The organism is Streptomyces sp. NPDC046727, from assembly GCF_040645635.1.
GTDB lineage: Bacteria > Actinomycetota > Actinomycetes > Streptomycetales > Streptomycetaceae > Streptomyces.
Genome location: NZ_JBEYYR010000006.1, coordinates 178185 through 193133, shown reverse-complemented (window position 1 = coordinate 193133; position 14949 = coordinate 178185). Strand labels below are relative to the sequence as shown.

Annotated in this window: 12 protein-coding genes; 7 read left to right on the top strand and 5 right to left on the bottom strand. The window is 69.0% G+C overall.

Annotation, left to right across the window (positions count from 1 at the left end):
- Window positions 1-5: 5 nt before the first annotated feature.
- Window positions 6-806, bottom strand: coding sequence for a class E sortase (locus ABZ937_RS09790; protein ID WP_361688218.1), 801 nt, complete (start codon window positions 804-806; stop codon window positions 6-8).
- 199 nt (window positions 807-1005) lie between these two features.
- Between ABZ937_RS09790 and ABZ937_RS09785 the strand changes: the two genes are divergently transcribed.
- Entirely contained in the window at window positions 1006-2481 is a 1476-nt protein-coding gene (locus ABZ937_RS09785) for a beta-1,6-galactanase (RefSeq protein ID WP_361688215.1), read from the top strand.
- A gap of 9 nt (window positions 2482-2490) precedes the next feature.
- Here ABZ937_RS09785 and ABZ937_RS09780 read toward each other — a convergent pair whose 3' ends face one another.
- Window positions 2491-3198 (bottom strand): TIGR03943 family protein, encoded by a 708-nt coding sequence (locus ABZ937_RS09780; RefSeq protein WP_361688212.1) that lies wholly within the window; start codon window positions 3196-3198, stop codon window positions 2491-2493.
- A complete protein-coding gene (locus ABZ937_RS09775; protein ID WP_361688209.1) occupies window positions 3195-4235 on the bottom strand; it encodes a permease in 1041 nt (346 codons plus the stop codon). Before ABZ937_RS09775 ends, ABZ937_RS09780 begins: the two co-directional genes overlap by 4 nt.
- Before the next feature lie 109 nt (window positions 4236-4344).
- Here ABZ937_RS09775 and ABZ937_RS09770 point away from each other — a divergent pair, with 109 nt between their 5' ends.
- The 6 genes from ABZ937_RS09770 to ABZ937_RS09745 all read left to right on the top strand — a co-directional run bounded on the left by ABZ937_RS09770 (window position 4345) and on the right by ABZ937_RS09745 (window position 13116).
- Entirely contained in the window at window positions 4345-5364 is a 1020-nt protein-coding gene (locus ABZ937_RS09770; RefSeq protein ID WP_361688206.1) for a hypothetical protein, read from the top strand.
- Between the two features lie 137 nt (window positions 5365-5501).
- Window positions 5502-7082, top strand: a complete 1581-nt coding sequence (locus tag ABZ937_RS09765) for an ATP-binding protein (protein WP_361688203.1) — start codon at window positions 5502-5504, stop codon at window positions 7080-7082.
- A 117-nt stretch (window positions 7083-7199) separates the two neighbouring features.
- Window positions 7200-10088 (top strand): Z1 domain-containing protein, encoded by a 2889-nt coding sequence (locus ABZ937_RS09760; RefSeq protein WP_361688599.1) that lies wholly within the window; start codon window positions 7200-7202, stop codon window positions 10086-10088.
- 24 nt (window positions 10089-10112) lie between these two features.
- On the top strand, window positions 10113-10556 hold the full coding sequence (locus ABZ937_RS09755; protein WP_361688597.1) for a very short patch repair endonuclease: 444 nt from the start codon (window positions 10113-10115) through the stop codon (window positions 10554-10556).
- Complete coding sequence (dcm, locus tag ABZ937_RS09750) at window positions 10553-11560, top strand: DNA (cytosine-5-)-methyltransferase (RefSeq protein ID WP_361688200.1); 1008 nt, start codon at window positions 10553-10555, stop codon at window positions 11558-11560. Before ABZ937_RS09755 ends, dcm begins: the two co-directional genes overlap by 4 nt.
- On the top strand, window positions 11557-13116 hold the full coding sequence (locus ABZ937_RS09745; protein ID WP_361688197.1) for a DNA cytosine methyltransferase: 1560 nt from the start codon (window positions 11557-11559) through the stop codon (window positions 13114-13116). The genes dcm and ABZ937_RS09745 overlap by 4 nt, the downstream gene beginning before the upstream one ends.
- On the opposite strand, the gene ABZ937_RS09740 is transcribed toward ABZ937_RS09745, so the two are convergent.
- Window positions 13091-13954: a DUF6339 family protein gene (locus ABZ937_RS09740; protein ID WP_361688194.1), complete on the bottom strand. Its 864-nt coding sequence runs from the start codon at window positions 13952-13954 to the stop codon at window positions 13091-13093. The genes ABZ937_RS09745 and ABZ937_RS09740 overlap by 26 nt on opposite strands.
- Window positions 13951-14946, bottom strand: a complete 996-nt coding sequence (locus ABZ937_RS09735) for a hypothetical protein (protein WP_361688192.1) — start codon at window positions 14944-14946, stop codon at window positions 13951-13953. The genes ABZ937_RS09740 and ABZ937_RS09735 overlap by 4 nt, the downstream gene beginning before the upstream one ends.
- Window positions 14947-14949 lie beyond the last annotated feature (3 nt).

The window sequence follows — 14949 nt, the reverse complement described above, 5'->3', positions numbered from 1 at the left end:
CGGGCTCACCTCGGCCGCACGGACGCCAGCCTGGCCCACACCACCAGCCGGTACCGGGAGGTGAACTCGGGGGTGCAGGTGGTCAGGGTGAGGTAGTAGCCGGGCTCGTCGTAGCCGTACCCGGGCCGTGCGAGCGAGCGCGGGACCGGCCGGACGACCCCCGAGTCCGCCGCCGACGTCCGCGGCAGCACCTGGTCGACGTCGTACGTGTACGTCGCCGAGCGCGTCTCCACCTCGACGGCGTCCCCGCGCCGCAGCCGGGGCAGGTACCGGAACGGCTCGCCGTGCGTGTTCCGGTGCCCGGCGAGCGCGAAGTTCCCGGCCTGCCCCGGCTGCCCGGTCCCGGGGTAGTGCCCGACGTACCCCTTGTTCAGCACGTCCGCCTTGCTCACACCCTCGGCGACGGGGACGCGCAGGTTCAGCCGGGGGACGGTGAGCACGGCGTACGCCTGGGACCGCCGGGGCGGAGGCGTGGTCGCGGGGGTGTACGGGCGCTGTGGCGCACGGGAGTTGCCGGGGGTGGCCGGTTCCGCGGCGGAGGCCGCCGTACCGGACCCGCGGGAAGGGCCGCCGCCGGTGGTCGTCGTACCGCTGCCGCCCCACTCCCGCTCCAGCGCCGCCACCTTCCGCTCGGCCCCGCGCCGGGCCTCCCGGTTGGTCCACCACAACTGGTGCACGACCAGCAGCAGAAGGACGAGGCCGGCCGTGACGAGCACCTCGCCCCCGCCCCACAGCACCCGCCGGCGCCGGGCGCGCCGGCGCCGGTCCCTGTGCCGTACGACCCGCACGCCCGCCGCAGCCCGCATCCGCGCCACCTCCACCGGAGCCGCCCGCACGATAGGCGCAGCGCCCTCAACTGGCCAGAGACAGAAGGGCACAGACCCCGGAACCGAGCTTTCTCAACTGGTTTGAGAAAGGGCCGTCACAACCCTCGACAACGCCGTCCGGCACCCCGATGCTTCCTGTTGGCATACCGGCGGGCACGGAGAGGCAGCGAACGCACCCATGATCCGACGCAGAACACTGCTGGCCGCCGCGGGCGGCGGGCTCCTCGGCAGCGCGCTGGCCACGGGCACGGCGAGGGCGGACGCGACGACCACCGTCAACCCGTCCACGACGTACGGCACCTGGGAGGGCTGGGGCACCTCCCTGGCCTGGTGGGCCAATGTCTTCGGCGCCCGGGACGACTTCGCCGACATCTTCTTCACGACCAGGAACACGACGTACAACGGCACGTCACTGCCCGGCCTCGGCCTGAACATCGCCCGCTACAACCTGGGCGCGTGCAGCTGGAACAGCGTGAACGGCGAGTCGATGGCCGTCTCCCCCAACATCCCCTCCTACAAGCAGATCGAGGGCTACTGGCAGGACTGGACGAACGAGGACCCGGCCTCCGCCGCCTGGAAGTGGACGGCGGACGCGACCCAGCGGGCCATGCTCGTCAAGGCCACCCAGCGCGGCGCGGTCTCCGAGCTCTTCGCCAACTCCCCCATGTGGTGGATGTGCGCCAACCACAACCCGTCCGGCGCGGCCGGCGGCGGAAACAACCTCCAGTCCTGGAACCACCGCCAGCACGCCTCCCACCTGGCCGCCGTCGCCCTCTACGCCAAGCAGCACTGGGGCGTGACCTTCTCGACGGTGGAGGCCTTCAACGAACCCTCCTCGTCCTGGTGGACGGCGACCGGCACCCAGGAGGGCTGCCACATCGACGCGAGCACACAGGCGGCCGTACTGCCGTACCTGCGCAGCGAGCTGGACAAGCGCGGACTGACCGGCACGCGGATCTCCGCGTCGGACGAGACGAGCTACGACCTGGCCCGCACCACCTGGAGCTCCTTCTCCGCCACGACGAAGGGCTACGTCGACCGGGTCAACGTGCACGGCTACCAGGGTTCCGGGGGCCGCCGGGACCTGCTCTACACGGACGTGGTGACCACGGCCGGCAAGGCCCTGTGGAACTCGGAGACCGGCGACAGCGACGCCACGGGCCTGACGACGGCGAGCAACCTCCTCTACGACTTCCGCTGGCTGCACCCCACGGCCTGGGTGTACTGGCAGGTGATGGACCCGAGCGCCGGCTGGGCGGCGATCGCCTACGACCCGGGCACGCTCCAGCCGGGCGCGATCCAGACCAAGTACTACGTCCTGGCCCAGTTCACCCGGCACATCCGCCCGGGCATGACGATCCTGGACACGGGCGTGAGCCATGCGGCGGCGGCCCTGGACCGTACGGCGAAACGCCTGGTGATCGTCGCGGCGAACACCTCCGCCTCCGCGCAGACCCTGACCTTCGACCTCTCCCGCTTCTCCGCCGTGACCGGCGGCCCGGGCGGCCTGGTCCCCCGCTGGAACACGGTCACGACGGGCGGCGGCGACCTGTACACGGCGAGGTCGGACACCTACCTGAGCGGAAAGTCGGTGTCCGTGCCCTTCGCGGCGAAGTCGGTGCAGACCCTGCAGATCGACGGCGTCACCGTGTGAGGCGCCGGTTCAGCCCAGCGGCAGGGCGTCCTGGTAGCCGTTCACGGGCCGGGCGACCTTCGTGACGGTACGGGCGTCCAGCGCGACCGCCGCGGAGCCGGTGCCCAGGGTCCCGCCCGGGTGCCAGGTCCCGGTGACCGTCACCCACGTGTCGGCGGGCAGCGCGGGGCCGCCGTAGATCCGTACCTTCACGGACTGGGCGTCGGCGGCGCAGCAGTTGAGGATCAGCCGGGTCAGCTCCCAGCTTCCGCCGTCCCCGGGGGTGACGAACCCGGTCATCCGGACGGTGCGCCCCTGGATGGCCTGCCCCCGGTCCTCCCGCACCCGGCTGGTGAAGTCGGAGAGGGTCATGGGGAGGGGCGAGGTGCGCGGCAGCGGCTCGAAGTCGTCCGTGTGCGTGACGGGTCTGGGCGGCTGCCGGGCGGCGGTGTAGGCGCCGAGGGCGGGCGGGGCGTAGAAGAGCAGGCTGAGGGCGGGGAGGAGCAGCAGCCAGGAGACGCGGGGCAGACCGGAGTGGCCGTGGTGCTCCTCGGTCGCCTTTCCCCTGTCGAGGAGGGCTCCGGCGACCCCCAGCAGGATCAGTACGACCCCGGAGGCGATGAGCAGGGGCCGCATGCCCTCCTTGACGTACCGCAGGCAGAGGTCGGTGAAGAGGGAGACGTGCAGCAGGCCGAGCCCGAAGAGGACGAGCAGCCCCGCCTGAAGCGACCGTTTCACAGCAACCCTCCACCGATCAGCGCGCTGCACGCGACGGCCACGACGACGGTGGCGGCGGAGAACCGCACCGCGAAGGCCCGCCCGAAGGTCCCCGCCTGCAGGGCGATGAGCTTCAGGTCGACCATGGGCCCCACCACCATGAACGCCAGCCGGGCGACGGGCGGGAACCCGGTCAGCGAGGCCGCCAGGAAGGCGTCGGCCTCGGAGCACACCGCGAGCAGCACGGCGAGCCCGGCGAGGAAGAGCACGGACAGCCAGGGCGTGGCGGCGAAGGTGTCGAGCACGGAGCGCGGAACGGCGACATTGAAGGTGGCCGCGGCCATGGCCCCGACGACGAGGAACCCGCCGGCGTGCAGGAAGTCGTGCTGGAAGCCGGTCCGGAACGCGTCCCACCGGCTGTGCCCGTCCCGGTGCCCGGTGTGCCGTACGACGGGCCGCAGCCACTCGGCCCGCCCGAACCGGAGCCACAGCCAGCCCATGACGACGGCGGTGGCGAGGGAGGCGAGCAGCCGGGCGAGCACCATGGCCGGGTTCCCGGGGAACGCGATGGCGGTGGCGGTGAGCACGACGGGATTGATCGCGGGCGCGGAGAGCAGGAACGCGAACGCGGCGGCCGGGGGCACCCCGCGCCCGATGAGACTGCCCGCGACCGGCACGGAGGCGCACTCGCACCCCGGCAGCACGACCCCCGCGACCCCGGCCACGGGAACGGCGAGGACGGGCCGCCGCGGCAGGATCCTGCGGAACACCCGCTCCGGCACGAAGGCGTTGATCGCGCCGGACAGCGCGGTGCCGAGCAGCAGGAAGGGCAGGGCCTGCACGGTGACGGCCAGACACACGGTCCGCCACGCCTGCACGGCCGGGGCGTCACCCCACCGCCCGAGGAGGACGAGAAGGGCACCGGGCACGACGGCGGCGGCGACCAGCAGCAGGGCCCAGTACCGAGGCGGCTCACCTCCCTCTCCGGGAACGACCGCCCGACCGTCCGCGCTCTCCCCCTCCACCCGGGCCTCGACGAGCCCACCAGCCTTCTGCATACCGCCCCCGCGCATAGACGTCGGCACAGAACATACCGGTCCCCGTTGTGGCCGTTGCGGCCTCCACCGCGCCTCACATTCGCCACCGCCCGGCAGTACCGTGTCCCCCATGCGCCCCGACACGCCTGCCGAGAATGTCGACCACACCGCCGAAGCGGCACGCCTGGAGCGGACCGCCGGCCTGTACCCCGAGGACACGGAGACCCTCCTCCTCCGGGCGGCGGCCCACCTGGAACTGTCCGGCGACCGCCCCGCCGCGACGACCCTCTACGACCGCCTGCTGTCGTCCGCCGAACGACTGGACAACGCTGCCCTGGTCCGCGCCCTGAAGGCCTCGAACCTCTGGGAGTACGGCCACGAGGCGGAGGCGAGGGCGATCATCGAGGGCATCCGCACCACGGCCCCGCGGGACCCGGCCCCCTGGGTGATCGTGGCGGAGGCCCTGGAGTCCCACGACGAGCTGGAGGCGGCGGAGGAGACCTTCACGGAGGGCGCGAGCCTCCTGTTGCCGGACTCCGCGGAGCCCGCCCCCTCCACCCACCCCCTCCTCTACGGCCGCCACCGCGTCCGCCGCATGCGGGGCCTGCCGCACGACGACTGGGACACCCTGGCGGACACCCTCCACACGTCCCCGGTCACCCTGGACGAGCTGCACGACCCGAAGCGGGTGTGGTCCCTGGGCTCGGACAACCCGGCGGAACTGGAAGCGGAGATCTCCCGCCTCCGAGCGGAACTGGGCGCCTACCGGGAGGCCCTCTCCCGCCCGTTCCCGGTGGCGGTCCTCCACTGGCCGGCCCCGGAACTGTCGGAACTCCTGTCGACGTACCCGACCCTGTCCACGGAGTACCCGTCCCACGCCGACCACCTGACGACCATAGAGTCCTCGCTCCGCGAACTGTCCGCGTCCGGCACTCCCAACCTGGGCATCGTCACGGGCACGGTCCCGTCGTACGAGGCCTTCGCCGCATCCGAGGGCACCCCTCCGACGGACCCCACACTGCTACCGCAGTACGCGACGACGCTGGCTGCGCGGGGGCGGGCTGTGGGGTGGCCGCCGGAAAAGGGGGCGGGGTGTTGGTGTGGGGCTGGGCGCGTCTACGGGGACTGTCACGGCGCCCCGAAAGCCTGAGAACGGCGGCGTCGAGCGTATTTGTTCAGCACCCGCTGCTCCCTCACATCCTGCTCACGCTAACGTCACATGCGACCAGCTCCACTGGCATGCCCGAACGCATCCCAGGCATGTCCCGGCCCGCGAGGAAGACCTGAATGCCGCCCCACCAGCGCTCTTCGCACTGGCAGTTCGACGTGCCCACCAGTGGAAGCAAACGGCTACCCCCAGCGGCCAGGTCGTTCGAATCGCTCGCTCACCAGGGCTACGGCTTCGAGGCGGCCATCGCCGATCTGATCGACAACTCGATCGACGCAGGAGCCCACAACGTCGTCGTCAGCTTCCTGCGGGACACCGGCGAGCGCGGCGGACGAGACCGCCTCGTGGGCCTGCTCGTCATCGACGACGGGCATGGCATGGACGAGGCGGGCCTGGACACGGCGATGACCGTCGGCGGGCGCCAGAACTACGCCACCGGTGCCCTCGGGCACTTCGGCACCGGGTTGAAGGCCGCCTCCCTCTCGCACGCCGATGCGCTCACCGTGATCAGCCGGACCAAGCGCAGCCCGTCGGCCGGCCGCCGCTGGCTCACCGCCCGCGCACAAGCCGACTTCACCTGTGACATCGTCGATGCGGCGTACTGTCAGAGCCTCGTCGACCGCTACGACGGGATCATCGGCTGGCACGGCACGATCGTGCGCTGGGACCAGGTCCGCGCATTCGAGACCATCACCGTCGGTCAGACCGACCGCTACCTCAACGACGCGATCGAACGGCTCGAAACCCACCTCGGTCTCTACCTCCACCGCTTCCTCGCCCGCGATGACTTCCATGTGGACATCGTCGTCGAGAACATCCACACCCGGGAGGAACTGGACCATCGGGGCGTGGAGCACATCGACCCGTTCGGCTACCGACTCCCGGGCCGCCCTGGTTATCCCCGTACGTATGTCGCGCCTGTCGAAGGCGTCGGCGACGTCACCCTCACCGCACACATATGGCCTCCCAAGTCTCCGCTGGTCGCCTATCGAGGCATCGGCCCGCTCGCCGAACGTCAGGGCTTCTACCTGTACCGCAACGACCGCCTCGTCCAGGCCGGCGGTTGGAACGACACCCGCAGCCCGGAAGGCCACCTCGCCCTCGCGAGGATCTCCGTGGATCTGCCGCCGGAGCCGAACGATGTGTTCGCTCTGACCGTCAAGAAGGACGGTGTTCAGGTCACCCCTGCATTCGCCCGAGGGCTGGAGGAGGCAGCAGACCCCACCACTGGTCACATCTTCGCTGAATACGTTCGTGAGGCCGAGGCGACCTACCGCGAAGCCTCCAAGCGACGCACCGAGGTCAAGCGCCTGGCCGTCATCCCACCCGGCAAGGGCATCGACCCGAAACTGAAGCGGACTCTACGGGACGAACTGCCGCAGCTGGAGGGCGATGACCCCATCACATTCACCTGGGCCAAGCTCGATGTGCCGCAAGGCGTCGACGCCGCCGACCTGCTCTTCACGATCGACCACAAGGAACGCCGGGTCATCCTCAACAAGGACTACCGGCACGCGTTCAACAGTGGCCGCCGCGGGGGCTCCAACGACGCCCCGGTTCTCAAGAGTCTTCTGTACCTGATGCTCAACGAGATCTTCCAGAAGGAGCGGGTCTGGGCCAATCAGACCGACAAGGTCGCCCTGTGGAACAGCGTGCTCGTCACCGCAGTACGGGCCGAACTCGACCGCGCCGAGGACTAGTCGACCCTCTCCTCACACATTCCCGCACACCAGAGAGGCCACCCAGCCGCCGTGACCGTCGAGAACACGCCTACTCCTGACCGCCTCACCGACCTCCACGGCGAGGTCCTGGACGCGATGAGCCGGCGCGGCCCCAAACACTTCACCAAGCTCGCCTTCGCGCTCTCCGACGCCGACGAACCGTCGGACACGGACATGCCCCGGTTCCACGACCGCGTCCTGGGCGCGGACCCTGGCGACGAACTGCTCGCCCTCTGGCGCCGCAAACTCACGGCATGGGACTTCGAGCAGTCCCCCACATGGTCGACCACCGCGCCTCGCACGCCGGAGCGCCGTACCGAGATATACGACAAGCTCGCCTTCGGCGCGGATCTGCGCAAAGCGCTCGACGCGGCCGTCCCGGTCCACAGGGAACCAGGTCCCGTCACCATCAGCCGCGAGTTCCAGCCCTGGTACACCCGTGAGCATGCGGCGAACCGCTCCTTCTACTGGACTTCGTACGAGCGGCTGCTGCGACACAAGGGCTGGAGCGACACGGCGGTCGCCGGTCTGGACGAGTCCACCCATGCGGTCGTGGAACGACTTGCCGACCCCACTCGTGACGAACCCTACGGTGCGCGTGGGCTCGTCGTCGGCTACGTTCAGTCCGGCAAGACCGCCAACTTCACCGGCGTCATCGCCAAGGCCATCGACGCGGGCTACCGCCTGGTCATCGTTCTGGGCGGCACCCTGAACCTGCTGCGTGGCCAGACCCAGCGCCGTATCGACATGGAGTTGATCGGCCAGGAGAACATCCTGGGCTCCGCCGACCCGAACGACCCGGACGCCCTGATCGGCATCGACTACCAGGACGACGAGGACTGGCCCGCGAAGTTCGTCTCGTTCGGCGCCCGCCCCTCCGCGCTCGGCGCCTTCGACATCGAGCGTCTGACCTCCCGCGACCGTGACTACATGGCCCTGGAGCGCGGAATCAGCGCCCTGGAGTTCGAGAAGCCGGACCGCACCCGCCCTCTGTGCGACCCGGCGAACCTGCATGCGGCCCGTGCCCGCGTCATGGTCGTGAAGAAGAACAAGTCGGTGCTGGAGAAGCTGGTCAAGGACCTCAAGAAGATCGGCCCGATCCTCGGTGAGATACCGGCTCTGATCATCGACGACGAGTCGGACCAGGCGTCGGTGAACACGACGGACCCGAAGAAGTGGGAGGCCGGCAAGGTCACGCGCACCGCGATCAACGGCCAGATCAGTAAGCTCCTCAAGCTGCTGCCTCGTGCCCAGTACGTGGGCTACACCGCGACTCCTTTCGCCAATGTGTTCATCGACCCGGGCGACGAGGAGGACCTGTTCCCGCGCGACTTCCTGATCTCACTCCCCCGTCCCACCGGCTACATGGGGGTTCAGGACTTCCATGACCTGGACACGGTCGACGGCGGCGAAGGCGAGGCCGAGAAGAAGCATGTCCGAGGTATCTACGACTCCACAGGCGACCGACTCCGGGAGGCCCTGGACGCCTTCGTGCTCACGGGCGCTCTGAAGCTCTACCGCGCTGATCACGGCGTCCCCGCCGGCCCGTTCCGGCACCACACGATGCTTGTGCACGAATCGGTCCGCATGGCCGAGCACGCCGCACTCGCCGAGCGCATCGAGACCATGTGGCGCAACGCCGCGTACACGGGCCCGGAGGGCCACACACGCCTGGCAGCCCTCTTCGACAAGGACTTCCACACTCACGCGGACGGCCTGCTGCCCGCTCCGACCACGTACACGGACCTGAAGCCGTACGTCCATGAGGCCCGCCGCCTCATCAACAAGGGCGGCAGCCCCGTCATCGTGGTCAACGGAGAGAGCGAGCGCGACTACGCCCAACCGGACCTCGACTTCGACCGCACCCCGAATGTCTGGAAGATCCTCGTCGGCGGCACCAAGCTGTCCCGGGGCTTCACCGTCGAGGGCCTGACGATCACGTATTACCGTCGCACGACGCAGCAGGCCGACACCCTGATGCAGATGGGCCGCTGGTTCGGCTTCCGACCTGGTTACCGGGACTTGGTGCGGCTGTACATCGGCCGCGAGGAGCAGCTCGGCAAAGGTCGCGCGGCGAAGACGGTCGATCTGTACGAGGCATTCGAGGCGATCTGCCGTGACGAGGAACTCTTCCGCACCGAACTGGCCCGCTACGCCCCTTTGGTGGACGGCCGCCCCCAGGTGACCCCGGCCCAGATTCCGCCTCTGGTGGCGCAACACCTGCCGTGGGTGAAACCGTCGGCTCGGAACAAGATGTTCAATGCGGAGTTGGTCGAGGTGCGGTCCCCGGGCGTCTGGCAGGAGCTCACGGCCTACCCCGAGGATCCCGACGCCCTGCGCCACAACACGGAGTGCTGGGCACCGGTCCTGCGGGCGCTCTCGCACGCCCCCGTGTCACTCTCCGTGAACGGCTCCTCGCAGTACCGAGCGCGGGTGGGTACGGTGTCGCATGAGGATCTGCTCACAGTGCTGTGCGACCTGCGCTGGTCCGTTCCGGAGCAGTTCTCGCCCCACCTGGAGTTCCTTGTGGACGCGGGACGGGAGCCAGGCACGATCGACGACTGGATCGTGATCGCCCCGATGCAGACATCCGCCCACCGGAGCGAGGCGCGTATCCTGGGGCACGGCCCCTTCTCCCTCGCCCGCCGCAAGCGCCGGCGCGGGCCTCTGTTCAGCGCGATCCGTGACCCCAAACACGTTGCGGCGACGAAGCGCCTGGCGGGGGCCACGAACCTGATCGGAAACGCGACGGTCGAACAGCATGTCCGACCGCGTCGAGGTGCGCTGGTGCTCTACCCCGTGGTGGAATCCGAACCCCGGATCGTCTCCGACGGTTCGGTCGATCCGCATGACCTCGTCATGTCCTTCGCCTTCGTCGCTCCTCCGTCGACGACCGAGGCCGACCGGCCCTTGGTGAGGTTCCGGGCGATCGACTCGACCCGGTCGGAAGCCGCGATCATCGACCGTGACGGCATGCATTCGTGAGGCTCGACGACAGTGAACAGCGTGATGCCCTCCTCCGCCGGCGTCTCGGCGCGCATGAGCAAGCAGGCGAGCAAGGACACGGGGGCCGAACTTGCCGTGCGACGCCTGCTGCACGCGGCCGGGATGCGCTATCGCGTGGAGTACCCGGTGCCGGGCATGGCCCGACGGCGGATCGACGTGGCGTTCACATCGATCAAAGTGGCCGTCCTGATCGACGGATGCTTCTGGCACGGATGCCCCGAACACGCCACGCAACCGAAGTCGAACGCACAGTGGTGGCGACAGAAGCTGGACCGCAACATGGCTCGTGACGCGGAGACCACCGAGCACCTTGTGGCCGCCGGGTGGGAGGTTCTGCGGTTCTGGGAGCACGAGGCGCCGGACGCGGTGGCCCTGCGCATCTCGGAGACGGTTCGACGACGCCGGGCAGCCGTCGAACGCGGAGGGCACAAGGGGAGGGCTCGTTGACGGGGCTGACGTTCATCGATGTGTGCGCCGGAGCGGGCGGCTTGGCCCTGGGCCTGGAACAGGCAGGTTTCACTCCTCGACTCCTGCTGGACATCGAACGGTATGCCTGCGAGACGCTCAAGGCCAACCGGCCGCACTGGAAGGTGCTGCAGGCGGATCTCCTGGACTTCGACCCTGTCGACCACCCGGAGGTCTACGATGTCGATCTGCTGGCGGCCGGCCTCCCCAGAGTGAAGTCGATCGCGGCCGGGACGCACCGATCGTCGGACAGCGAGCTGCGTCTCATCCAGGCGACCGCCTATTTGGTCCACGCCGTCCAGCCACGTGCGCTGCTCATCGAGAACCTGCCCACCTTGGTCGACGAGGACTCATTCGCGCCGACACGGGACTTCCTCCACAAAGAGTTGGAGCACCTCGGCTACGAGCTGACCTGGTTCGTCCTGAACGCCTCGGACTTCGGAGTCCCCCAGGACCGCAGACAAGGCATCCTCGCGGCGGTCAAGCAGCAGTGGGCGAGTGCCTTCCGGCCGCCTCGCCCCACCGTCCACAAGCACGTGTCGGTCGGAGAGGCGCTGGCACCGTCGATGCGTTCCCGCGGCTGGTCCGACGCCGACCGCTGGGCGGCCCAGGCGACGAGTGTGGCGCCGACCTTGGTGGGCGGGTCGAAGGAGCACGGAGGCCCGGACTTCGGCCCGAGCGGTACAAAGGCCAAGTGGCGGCGGATGGGTGTCTACACGAAATCGTTCGGGAACGAGCCACCCGCTCCTGACTTCAGATGGGATCCGCTCCTCGGTGACGACGGACTGGTACGGATCACTGTGGACCAGACAGCCCTCCTCCAGGGCTTCCCCGAGGACTGGCGTTTTGCCGGTGGCAAGACCGCCCGCTACCGCCAGGTGGGTAACGCCGCGCCACCGGCTGTGGGCGAGGCGCTGGGCCGGGCGGTGGCCGAGGCATTGTGGCAGCCATCCCACTCGAACGCCGGCTACACTTCAAGCCCATGAGCCACATCGAGAAGAAGCACTCCCCACCAGCGGGTTTCCGCATTTTGGACCTGTTTGCAGGCCCAGGTGGGCTGGATGTGGCAGCGGATGTGCTGGGGTACGAGGTCACCGGCATCGAATGGGACGAGGGAGCATGCACCACCCGTAGCGCGGCAGGGATGGACACCTTCCAGGGTGATGTCCGGCAGTACCGTGCGGCCTTCTTCCCTCTCGCTCAGGTGCTGACCGGTGGGCCCCCTTGCCAGACCTTCACCGTCGCCGGGCACGGAGCGGGCCGCAGGGCGCTGGACCAGGTGGTGGAGTACATCGAGCGGTTGCACGAGGTCGTGCGTCCCGAGAACGCCGACTGGATGAAGATCTTCCGAACCTGGCGGGAGATCGCCGAGGAACTTCGGCAGAAGGAGCTCAAGGCCAAGGAGGTCAGGGCCGAGAAACGCAAGGTCGAGGAGCTCAGGACCACGGCCCGCAAGGCCATGAGGAACAGGCTGGAAGAGCTCGGGTGTTCCCCGGACAGGGCCAAGCGCTTCCTGAAAGGGCTCAAGGCCCCGAAGAACGTCGAGGTTCCGGATGACGACGATGAGCTCAAGGGTCTGCTCAAGGAGTTCAGCGACCTGGACGACGGGCTCAACGTGCTGAAGAACCGACTGGAGGAGTTGGGCGACGAGCGGACGGGATTGGTCCTGCAGCCCCTGTGGTGGGTGATCGAACGGAGCAAGCGACCCGGCTCGAAACCTTACGAGGCCGTCATCCTGGAGCAGGTGCCCGCGGTGATGCCGGTGTGGAAGGAGTACGCCAAGGTACTCGCCTCCCTCGGCTATCGGACCAAGAGACAGTTCATGCACACCGAGGAATTCGGCGTTCCGCAGACCCGACGACGTGCAGTGCTGATGGCCCGTCTCGGTGGGACCGGCCCCCTCCACGACGTGCCCGGAACCCACGAGCGCTACCGGCCGGGGGGCCTGTCCGCCGGGTCGTCGCAGGCGCCTCACGCGGACACTCTCCCTCTGGGGGAGCGGAAGGATCCCTGCGTCTCCATGAAGAAGGCCCTCGAGCTGGCGCGTAGCATCAAGACGGATCTGCCGGAGCGACCTGCTTTCACGGTGATCTCGAACTACGGGACCGGTGGGGACCCCGAGGCGCGCGGCCGACGGGACCACGACGCTCCTTCCGCCACGATCACAGGGAAGGTGTCACGCAACCGCCTGGTCCACAAGGGCACCGACGAGGACCTCGCCGAGTTCGACCGTTTCACCCATGCCGAAGCAGGGGTTCTCCAGACGTTCCCCGTCGAGTACCCCTGGCGAGGCAACGACATCCCGCAGCAGATCGGCAACGCCGTGCCGCCCAGGCTCGCCCTGCACGTACTGCGACACGTACTGGAGCCCGAACTGAGCGACGACCAGGTCAAGGTGAGAATGGAGCGGGCAGTCGAGGACCTCTCGACCTGGGAGCCGCCCGAAAAACCGGTTGCCGTCCGTGGGCACTGCGACTTGAAGGAGCACCCACTCACGGGCCGATGTTCCCTCCCGCTCACTCCTGAAGTGTCCGACCTCTGACCGGGGCCGTCTCGAAGAGCTCGGCGAAGTAGTCGGTCAGTGCATCCACCGACTCCTCCGGGACGGGCTCCTCGTCGGGCCCGTCCGGCAGGGAGTGCCGAGGCACCGGGGGCGCGGACTCGGCCTCCGCGACCCACTGGCGCAGCACCTCGGGATCGCGTGGCTCGTCCGGGGCCAGCGCGTCGTAGATCAGGGTCGCGCCGGCGGCGTTGATCGCCGTCATGAGGCCCTCGATCTCCCGGCCGGTACTGGCGGTACCGCGTTCCATGATGCGGACCATGGCCTGGGCAGTGGGGCGGTGGTCGATCAGGTCCCGCCGCAGCGCTGAGTGGATCAAGTCCTGGTTGGCACAGGCCGCCGCCGCCGGGGAGTAGTCCTTGCCGTTACGGAACATTTCCGCCGCCCACCAGAGGCGCGAGAAGCATTGACGGTCGGGGGCGCCCTTGAAGCGTTCCGGATTGATCCTCAGCTTGCTCCGGGAGAGGTGCCGCCAGGCCACGTAGTCCGGGGCGACGGCCAGCGCGAGATGGTTCCACATCCTTCGGTTCGCGGCCTCGCGCCGAGTGATGCGGAGCGCCGCATGCAGTCGGGGAGCCAGCCAGGCATCGGCCTGGGTCGGATTCTCCCGGAACTCGTACATCGCGTCCTCCACGAGTTCCCTGAGCGGCTCGACCTCCCATCGCACATCGTTCTCCGGCAACGGTTCGACGACCTTGGCGAGGTCGACACCTCCGTGTCCCTGGATCCCCTTGAGCAGGTCCTCGGTGAGGAAGGGTTCAGCCGCCGGCGCGGACAACAGGCCGAGCCGCCGGGGAAGATGGTGCGGCTTCTCGATCATGCTCCGTCCCCTCGGTTCATCTGGTGGAGTCCACGCAGGGCGTTGGCGAGCGCCTTGCTCGCCCCGGCGCGCCGCACAGCGGCGTAGTGGATGCGGGTCTGGAGTTCCACCCATCCCGCGTCGCCGGTGCGGCGGCGGTGGACCTGACGGAGCGCCTCCTCGACATGGACGCCCGGCACCACGTCGGGGAGCATCTCCCGCAGCACTTCGCCCTGCCAGTCGGTGGGGAAGACCGGGGCTCCGTCGGGTTCGACCTCCAGGTCACCCACGGAGCTGTGGAACACCGCGGTCCACACATCGGTGGCCATCTGGGAGACCAACATCTCGTGGATCTTGTTCTCGATGCCCCCGCTGTCGCCTCCCAGGAGATCGGAGAAGCCTTCGATGTCGGTGTTGACCAGCACCGTCGGCACACGTCCCGAGGCATCCACGATCCAGGGCGCGTCGGAGTAGGGGTGCAGCCACTCACGCGCGCTCTTCGAGAAACTCATCTGCTTCACGTCGAGGTGCAGACCACCGAGTGGCTCCTCGGCAGCCACGTCGACGGCCCAGTCGTCATCGGTCTCGGCGATCGCCCGGCCAGGCACGTCGTCGACCGTGGCGACAGCATGGGCCGCCAGGACGGCACGGCCCACGTGATCGTCACGGAACACCTCGATGGTGCCCGACCATTCCTTGCTCCCCGGGGCGTCCGGTCTCAGGTCCACCGCGGTGCGCACATTGGTCTCGCCGTCGGTGAGCACCGCCAGGACGCTCAGGTCGCTCCAGGGGGCGTCGGGGGCATTGGCCCCGGGCGGCAGAGTGGCGGACAGGCCGATCCTGGCCGACACCCAGTCCTCGTGCTGCGCCACACCCAGAGCAACGGTCCGCTGCGGGGTGGAGTACGCCGACGTGTCCAGGTGGTCCCTGGAACCGTCGAGCAGTTTGAGGGAAGCGGAGGTCACCCGGAGGGTGATCGGGCGGTTGAGTCGCTTGTACGGGTAGAACTTCATGCC